Here is a 6,638-nt window from a genome sequence, read left to right on the forward strand (position 1 = left end):
GCATAAGTGTTCGGATGGCATAAGTGTTCGGATGGTTAATCAATAAAGCAATAATAAACAAACCTCCGGCAACCAACGGGACAAATAAATTAATTAAAAGTGATTTAGAGGTTTTATCCCAGATTGGAAGATTGTTTTTCTGACTTTTTCTATAGGTAAATAAAACTCCTCCAGCCAGAGCAATCACCAAAACAAAAATACCAAGTTTTATTAAGTTAAACTCCAGGTCCATTTCTCCATCAACGCCATAACCGTAACCGCGTTTACCGATGAATTTGTTAATTTCATCGTTTGCAAAATAAGCCCCAATTAAAGCGATAACGCCTGCAAAAACACCAGATAAACCGCTCAAAGAAATAAATCTCGACGACCTGTCCATCATTTGTCTGATATCTTTTAAGGCATTTAATTGTTCTTCCTGAGTGCTCATTTTAAAAGTGCTTTGTTTTTCAAAGTTAAATAAGAAATTGATATTTCCAAAATTATTTTTTTCCTTCGGTATGATTACACAGATTTAGAGATTACACAGATTCTAATTTTAACTTTAGTCTTTGTGCTTTAGTCTTTTTGCTTTAGTCTTTATGCTTTTACCTTTAGTCTTTAACCTTTTTTATTAAATTTGAAGCATGCTAAAAGCCACTGGAATAAGAAAATCGTACGGAAATCTACAAATTTTAAAAGGCGTAAATTTTGAAGTGCAAAAAGGGGAGATTGTAAGTATTATTGGGCCATCTGGTGCAGGTAAAAGTACTTTATTGCATATTTTAGGAACATTGGATAGACCTGATGTGGGGTCTGTAGAACTAAAAGGCACTGTTGTTAATAGATTGAATGGCGATCTGCTGAGTACTTTCCGCAATCAGAATATCGGTTTTGTATTTCAGTTTCATCATTTGTTGCCAGAATTTAGTGCCATTGAAAATATTTGCATTCCGGCATTTATTGCCAAAACCAATAAAAAACAGGCCGAAACCAGGGCATTTGAACTGTTAGATCTGTTTGGACTAAAAGACAGGGCCCAGCATAAACCCAATCAGCTGTCTGGCGGTGAGCAGCAGCGTGTAGCCATTGCAAGAGCGCTGATCAATAATCCTTCAATTATATTGGCTGATGAACCATCAGGGAATTTAGACTCTGAAAATSCAGCCGGATTACACCAGTTGTTTGTAAGTTTGCGCGAYAATTTCCATCAAACCTTTGTGATTGTTACACACAATGAACACCTTGCAAAAACCAGCGACCGTGTAGTGAGCATGAAAGATGGCTTAATCGTATAAAATCATGTTCATTCGGTCATTCTCTCATTCAATTATTAACTAACTTATTCATTCAATCATTATACTTTGAAAATACTGATAACAGGAGGGAACAATGCTAAGGCTTTGAAGCTGATGAAAGCATTTCCCAGTCATTTTGTTTTACTTGCCGATTATGGTGATGTACCGGGGATTGTAACTGAAAATTATGCCTTTTCATCGTTAGGCGTATTAAATAAAGACAGTATCGCTCATATTCTATTAAATTTTTGTATCACTGAGGCCATAGATTGTATTATCCCTTTACACCATTATGAGCTTGAGCCATTGGCTAAATCTGCTGTACTTTTTAGTGAGTATGGAATTCAGGTACTATTGCCTGATGCAGCTATAATTGCTGACTATCTAGCAGAAGAAAAGCTTACTTATCAAAATTTTGCAGTGTTTATTCACGGCGATCAGATTTTTTCAACCGAGGAGGGTTCTCTACCTACAAATGTATCTCCCAAATTAAATGGAGTATTTGGTTATAACGATGCTGATAATTTAAAACTTTTTACAATTTAACATGGATGCATATCAATACGTGAAAGACAAGCAGATCGTAATTTTTGAATTGGATGATGTGCTATTTCCAGAGAAGGATTATTTGCTACAGGTTTATTATCTGTTTGCGCAGTTTATAGAATATACCGAGCAGAAAAGTGCACAGCCTATTATTGAATTTATGCGTGCAGCATACGGAAATAATGGTACTGAAAAACTTTTTGAGAAAACAGCAGATCAGTTTGCCATTGATATGAAGTACAAGCATAATTTTGATCTTCTACATCAGAATGCCCGTTTACCTTTAAAACTTTTACTTTATAAAAATATGCTCGAGTTTATACAGGAACTTGTGGTAGACCGCAAACAAATATTTATTGTAACTGACGGCAACCCGGAGCAACAACTTAATAAAATTAAGCAAACAGAGTGGAATGGACTAGAGCAATATCTTACGGTATATTTTGTTGAGGAGCTAAGTTTAACTAAAGCAGAAATTTTTCAGAACATACTAAACAGCAACAATTTATCGCCTAACCAGGCGTTAGTTGTTGGTGCAAATAAATTTGATGAGCAACAATCTAAATTAATTAATTTGCCGTATATTGTGTCACTAGAAATTTACAAGTAAATATGCTTAGAAAATTTATTTCGCAAAATGCATTTTTATATGCTTTGCTTATTGTGGTTGGGTTTACAGTATCGTGTAAAAAATCGAATAATAATCCTGATGGAGATGGTGCACCGCAAGGCACTCCAGGAACCCGGGCAGAGTTAACTAAGGATTCGATCTACCTATATGCACAGCAAACGTATTAYTGGAATGTTGGGATGCCAAGTTATTCTGCCTTTAATCCAAGACAATATAATTCAAACAATGCGGTTTTAGCAGCTTTAAAATCATTGCCAAGTACCGGTGGAAAAGATAAATATTCATTTATCGATGATGGTACTGTAGCTGGAGAATTAGGTGGCGTAGCTGGAGATTTTGGTTTCTCTGTATTTTTTGCCAGCGCGAATGACCTAAGGATTAAATATGTATATGCAACATCACCTGCTGGTGTTCAAGGCTTAAAAAGAGGTTATCAGATTACGAAAATTAATGGTAGCACAGATATTAATACCACTGATGCAAGGATTGATTATGTAGTGAATGCTATTTTTGGTACGAACCCAACGGTTTCAATGACGGTTTTGAAACCAGATGGGACTAGTCAGGATGTAACAGTAACCAAAGCAAGTTATAATATCAATCCTGTACTTTTTACCAATACTTATACTGTAGGGGCGAAAAAGGTGGGATATATTGTTTTTAATAGTTTTACCACCAATTCAACTGATTTTCTGGATGCAGCATTTGCAAAGTTTTCTACAGATGGAATTACTGAACTTGTTGTCGATTTACGTTATAATGGAGGAGGTTCGGTTGCTACATCAGAAGCCTTTACTAATTTGATTGCACCAACCGCTCAAAACGGTAAAGTGATGTATACCACTTACTGGACACAGACGATGCAGGATAATCAAGCCACTATTCTTCAAAACCAGAAGTTTTATGCTAAAGGTAATGATGGTGTAACACGCATGTATTCTTACTTTGACTATTCTTATAAACCTACAGTTGCAGCGGGAAATCAAGAAGTTTTTGCTAAACGCGGATCATTGAATAGCCTAACCAGGGTTTACTTTATTGTAACCGGCAGTACAGCATCGGCAAGCGAGTTGTTAATTAACAACTTAAAACCTGTAATTGATGTTAAACTGATTGGCAAGAAAACTTATGGCAAACCAGTTGGTTTTTTCTCCATCCGTATAGATAAAAACGACTTATATATTCCCCAGTTTGAAACCAAAAATCAATTAAATCAAGGCGGTTACTTTGATGGAATGGCAGTTGATAAAGATATTTTTGATGATGTAACCAAAGATTTTGGAGATCCAACAGAAAAGCTATTGGCACAAGCTTTATACTATTCAGCTAATGGAGGTTTCTCTTCTTTCCTTAAAGATAATGCCATTAGCAGTACCTCACCATTATCTAAAACACAGGTTGAAGATCTTTCTGGCAAGATGGACCATGAATTTAAAGGTATGGTTGAAACTAGAAAGCTGAAATTTAAGTAATTAGCTATAAATTATACTAAAAAGGCCAGTTTTGTATTTCAAATCTGGCCTTTTTTATGTGGTTATTGCATTATTTGAGAAAATATTGTTGTTTTTTTTATAAAAAATTAATAAGCTTGTTTAACATTAATCGTTAAAGAGATACCATGCCAATAGAAATTGTAGAAAAGGAACATATCAGTTATTTAAACATCATCAATGCAAAAGAAGATCATACTACAGAATTAAAAACAAAACTGGATGAAGCACAACGGCTGGGGAATGAGTTTAAATCAAAAGCCGTCATTACTTTTAATACTACCATTGGTCCAAAACGTGTTGATACTACAGTTTGGGCGGTTACAGAAAAATATATACAGCTAAAGAATAATATTCATATTCCGTTAAAAAGTTTAATCGATATTGATTTTTAAGCTTGCTTTAAGGAAATAAATCATCCCGCATTTATTTAACCTTATCAGATCATGAGCATGCTCCATAAAATTGCCTTAACTTTTATTAAATCTATCGGCCCGGTAACGGCCAAAAATCTTCTTGCTTATTGTGGAAGCGCCGAAAATGTATTTTCTGCAAACAAAAAGCAGCTTTTGCAGATTCCGGGTATTGGAGAGAAAACAATTGAAGCGATTCGTAGTACCGATGCTTTGGTAAGGGCCAGGCAAGAATTAGATTTTATTGAAAAACATGGAATAGAAGTATTGTTTTTCTCTGATGAAAAATACCCTAAAAGGTTAAAGAATTGCATCGATTCGCCAATATTACTTTATGCCAAAGGTACAGTTGATTTTAACCATCAGCGTATCATCAGTATCGTTGGAACCCGTAATGCAACAAGCTATGGAAAAAACCTCTGTAAAGAATTGTGCGAAGTTTTAGCGCCGCACAATGTTTTGATAGTGAGTGGTTTGGCTTATGGTATCGATATAACGGCCCATAAAGAATGCTTTGTAAATAATATTCCTACCGTTGGTGTGCTTGGTCATGGCTTAGATCGATTGTATCCAAAAATTCATAAAACGATTGCTCAAAAAATGGTTTTGAATGGAAGCCTGCTCACCGAATTCCCGATCCTAACCAATCCTGATCGGCCTAATTTTCCACAAAGGAACCGGATTATTGCAGGGATTGCAGATGCTACCATTGTAGTTGAGGCATCAATAAAGGGAGGCGCCTTAATTACCGCAGAAATCGCAAATTCTTATAATAAAGATGTATATGCTTTTCCGGGTAGAACAAATGATGTTTTTTCGGAAGGATGTAATTTCCTGATTAAAACCAATAGGGCCGGATTAATAAATAATGCTCATGATCTGATTTATTACCTGGGTTGGGATGATAAGGTGGGAGAAAAGAAAAAGGAAGCGCAAACCACGCTACACCTTAGCCTTACCCCTAACGAACAGCGGGTTGTTGATGCATTACAAAACGGCCAACTTTCTATAGATGAGCTTTGCATTCAATTGAATATTCAGCAAAGTAAACTGGCAATTGTAATCCTTACATTAGAAATGCAGGGGATTATTGTTTCGCTACCGGGAAAGATATATAAACTCTTATAAGAAATTGAAATTGCGTTTTGCCCAATAATCAATCTATAATGCCTATCATTATTATAGATTATAGAATTAAATTCTTTCAATTTATTGTTTTTAAAATTATGTTTCGAATAAAATATAGTTTATAAAATACTTAATGCCATTGCTTAATTTTGCAACATGTGGTACAATAATATTTTAGAAACCATTGGCAACACGCCATTGGTAAAATTAAATACGATAACAAAAGGAGTTCCGGGAACAATTCTGGCGAAAATAGAGACTACTAACCCAGGCAATTCAATTAAAGACCGTATGGCGGTTAAAATGATTGAAGATGCCGAGAAAAGTGGTAAATTAAAACCAGGTGGAACAATTATAGAAGGAACATCCGGAAATACAGGTATGGGCCTGGCTATGGCCGCCATTATTAAAGGTTATAAATGTATTTTTACCACTACAGATAAACAATCGAAAGAAAAAGTTGATGCTTTACGTGCCTTTGGTGCTGAAGTAATCGTTTGTCCTACAAATGTTGAGCCTGAAGATCCCCGTTCTTATTATTCTGTTTCTTCGCGTTTAGAGCGCGAGGTTCCAAATTCATGGAAACCTAATCAGTATGATAACTTAGCCAACTCACARGCTCATTATGAGCAAACTGGTCCTGAGATATGGGAGCAGACGGAAGGTAAAATTACCCATTTGGTAGTTGGCGTGGGTACTGGTGGAACCATTTCTGGAACAGGAAAATATCTGAAAGAAAAGAATCCAAATATTAAAGTCTGGGGAATCGATACCTATGGCTCGGTTTTCAAGAAATATAAAGAAACAGGCATATTTGATAAGGATGAAATTTATCCATACATCACAGAAGGTATTGGCGAAGATTTCCTTCCGGCAAATGTAAATTTTGATGTAATCGACCTATTTGAAAAGGTTACAGATAAAGACGCTGCTTTAATGACTCGCGACATTGCGCGTAAAGAAGGTATTTTTGTTGGGAACTCTGCTGGTGCTGCCATTGGCGGATTAATACAGCTAAAAGATAAGCTTAAGCCAGATGATGTTGTTGTCGTTATTTTTCATGATCACGGCAGCCGTTACATGGGCAAAATGTATAATGAAGATTGGTTACGTGAACGCGGATTTTTACAGGACGAAAAATTAACCGCTAAAT

At 35.7% G+C, this 6,638-nt stretch carries 7 protein-coding genes and 1 pseudogene; 7 read left to right on the plus strand and 1 reads right to left on the minus strand.

The genetic code is table 11. The features are described 5' to 3' along the window. A pseudogene (locus AC1DPQ_RS13750) lies at positions 1-430 on the minus strand (hypothetical protein); the annotation flags it as partial. A 196-nt stretch (positions 431-626) separates the two neighbouring features. Between AC1DPQ_RS13750 and AC1DPQ_RS13755 the strand changes: the two are divergent. From AC1DPQ_RS13755 to AC1DPQ_RS13785, 7 genes are all read left to right on the plus strand, one after another. Continuing rightward, positions 627-1,277, plus strand: coding sequence for an ABC transporter ATP-binding protein (locus tag AC1DPQ_RS13755; RefSeq protein WP_477609776.1), 651 nt, complete (start codon positions 627-629; stop codon positions 1,275-1,277). 66 nt (positions 1,278-1,343) lie between these two features. After that, a complete protein-coding gene (locus AC1DPQ_RS13760) occupies positions 1,344-1,823 on the plus strand; it encodes a hypothetical protein (protein WP_477584421.1) in 480 nt (159 codons plus the stop codon). A gap of 1 nt (position 1,824) precedes the next feature. Continuing rightward, positions 1,825-2,433 carry an HAD family hydrolase gene (locus AC1DPQ_RS13765; protein WP_477609778.1) on the plus strand — a complete coding sequence of 203 codons (609 nt, stop codon included), beginning with the start codon at positions 1,825-1,827 and terminating at the stop codon, positions 2,431-2,433. A 2-nt stretch (positions 2,434-2,435) separates the two neighbouring features. Beyond that, entirely contained in the window at positions 2,436-3,926 is a 1,491-nt protein-coding gene (locus AC1DPQ_RS13770; RefSeq protein WP_477609780.1) for a S41 family peptidase, read from the plus strand. A 146-nt stretch (positions 3,927-4,072) separates the two neighbouring features. Next, a complete protein-coding gene (locus AC1DPQ_RS13775; RefSeq protein ID WP_029277171.1) occupies positions 4,073-4,339 on the plus strand; it encodes a hypothetical protein in 267 nt (88 codons plus the stop codon). 51 nt (positions 4,340-4,390) lie between these two features. Beyond that, a complete protein-coding gene (gene dprA, locus AC1DPQ_RS13780; protein WP_477579237.1) occupies positions 4,391-5,485 on the plus strand; it encodes a DNA-processing protein DprA in 1,095 nt (364 codons plus the stop codon). Positions 5,486-5,641: 156 nt separating this feature from the next. Beyond that, positions 5,642-6,638: PLP-dependent cysteine synthase family protein (locus tag AC1DPQ_RS13785; protein ID WP_477609782.1), on the plus strand; the 997-nt coding region annotated here is incomplete at its 3' end.

Source organism: Pedobacter sp. 01T416_2 (genome assembly GCF_056398925.1).

What these genes read in the sequence shown, in the direction of transcription:
- AC1DPQ_RS13765 (WP_477609778.1), top strand. Translation starts at nt 1,825, where the DNA reads ATGGATGCATATCAATACGTGAAAGACAAGCAGATCGTAATTTTTGAA.
- AC1DPQ_RS13775 (WP_029277171.1), top strand. Translation starts at nt 4,073, where the DNA reads ATGCCAATAGAAATTGTAGAAAAGGAACATATCAGTTATTTAAACATC.
- dprA (WP_477579237.1), top strand. Translation starts at nt 4,391, where the DNA reads ATGAGCATGCTCCATAAAATTGCCTTAACTTTTATTAAATCTATCGGC.